At 41.1% G+C, this 2,007-nt stretch carries 2 protein-coding genes; one reads left to right on the top strand and one right to left on the bottom strand.

What is annotated here, in order from left to right; genetic code table 11:
- Positions 1 to 182: 182 nt before the first annotated feature.
- Positions 183 to 311, bottom strand: coding sequence for a hypothetical protein (locus ACFIKE_RS09875; protein WP_375649654.1), 129 nt, complete (start codon positions 309 to 311; stop codon positions 183 to 185).
- A gap of 247 nt (positions 312 to 558) precedes the next feature.
- Between ACFIKE_RS09875 and ACFIKE_RS09880 the strand changes: the two genes are divergently transcribed.
- Positions 559 to 1,581, top strand: coding sequence for a DUF3472 domain-containing protein (locus ACFIKE_RS09880; protein ID WP_375649656.1), 1,023 nt, complete (start codon positions 559 to 561; stop codon positions 1,579 to 1,581).
- Positions 1,582 to 2,007 lie beyond the last annotated feature (426 nt).

Raw genomic sequence — 2,007 nt, forward strand, 5'->3', positions numbered from 1 at the left:
AGGACCAACCACCCCCCACAAAACACCGCAAATGATGCCACATGAAGAAGAACCGTAGTGCTAAAAAGAATATGGGTTTTTACACGCCTCATAGCAAGAGGGAGAAAAAAATACGCTATCAATTTAAACAAAAACCGCAACTCCCCTATACGCCCCACCATCACAGCCTCACCAGCACAGCCTCACCAGCACAGCCCCGCCAGCACAACCCCCACCAGCACAGCCCCGCCAGCACAACCCCCACCAGCACAACCCTCACCATCAACAAACCTCACCATCAACAACCCCGCCATCACACCCCCCGCCACCACAACCCCCGCCATCACACAACCTCACCAGCACAGCCTCGCAAATAAAACTACAACATCAATACATGATTATTAATGAATTTAATTTGAATAAAAGCAAATACACTTTTTGGTTTTTACAAAACGTATTTTATTACATGTAATTAATAGTAAAATAAAAAGTATTTATCATATTTTCTATTTGATATAAAATAAATATACTTCTATTTATGGAATCATATCAAATTTATTAAATGAAAGGAGGTTAAATATGTACAGTAAAGTAAAAAATATTCTTCTAATTATTTTATTTTTTCTTATAAGCAAGCCAAGTTACGCTGTTTTTGCTGGTAAAGTTGTCACGATGCAACATGAATGGCCTCACAACATGTCATTTGATACATTTTCTTTTTTTCAGCAAATAACTTATGATGGCGGACCTCATTCCATCTATTTCTGGGGAAACGAATTTCACTTCAAAAACGGAAAAAGTGGTTATATTGGTTTATTCAACAGAGGCCCCCGCACCATTCACTTTTCTATCCGGAATGCCATGGGTTGGAAGAGCGATAAATGTAAACATTTTACCCATGAGGGCTCAGGAGTACGCTGTGAGATTGAATTTCCGTGGAAAATAGGACATCGATACAGATTAGATGTTTCCAAGAATGGAAATCTGGTTACAGGAACAATAATTGACCTTATAGCTGGTAAAGCAACAACAGTCGGTGTTATCGAAGTTCCAAACACATTTGGCAAGCTCCATAAATCTTCGAGTTTTGTTGAAGATCATTCTCGTTGGAAGAGGCATCTTTCCTCCTGTTATGTGTTAAGTCCACAAAGTTCCATCTTTTTCAGCCCTATAGCTGATTACAAATACCAAGCGTTCATAAATGCCTCTGCTGAAGGACACTGTAAAGATCCTCACGTCATCCAAATATTATGTAAATTCAGTACGTGCATGAATAGTATAAGCGACCTTGGAGGTTTAGCCTCACCCACAGCTGAGCCGAAAGTCCCCATTTCCAATGGGAAAGACCTCTCTGCACAAACTATTTCGGATAAATTGAAAAAAGAAGAGCTTGTCGTCGTTCATTTACAAGATGGTGCTTGGGCACCCAATATCTTTTTCCCGCCCCCTAGCCCATTTATTTGGAAATCAATCTTCGTAGACAACCATGCAGCTTCGAGTTCCTCAATTCGTACCGATCATGAGATACGAAAAGTGACCACAGGCCAAAAAATCATGTATATGTCTGATGGAAAAACTTGGAAAATTATGAAAACAAACTAAGCTTTTCTTCTTAATAAAACATAAATTCCTCACGCCCCTTTGAAAACAAATGGGAGGTTAGGTAGTTTTTTTCATCTTCCAACCACTGTTTTTATCCATTTTCTAGTTCCTTTTTCCAGCCATGCTCTCATCCCATACCCTTTAGCTTACCTCATCACCATGCTTTCCAGCACATTCTTCCCCATCAGCCCCTCCCAAAACCACATCACCCTTTAATAGAATCCTCAACCTCTCTATCACCCTCACACTATCCTTCACGCATCCCTTTGCACCACCCGCCTCTTATTCACCCCCTCTCTTTGTCCATACGCACTCTCTTCATCCTCCATTCCACGCACCCCATTCCCCGTCACACACTTAACAACTTAACACCCCTCTTCCTCCCAACTTCCCCTCCATTCACAGCACTCTTTCCCCCATTTATCT

This window comes from Bartonella sp. MU70NMGDW, from assembly GCF_042194085.1.
GTDB lineage: Bacteria > Pseudomonadota > Alphaproteobacteria > Rhizobiales > Rhizobiaceae > Bartonella > Bartonella grahamii.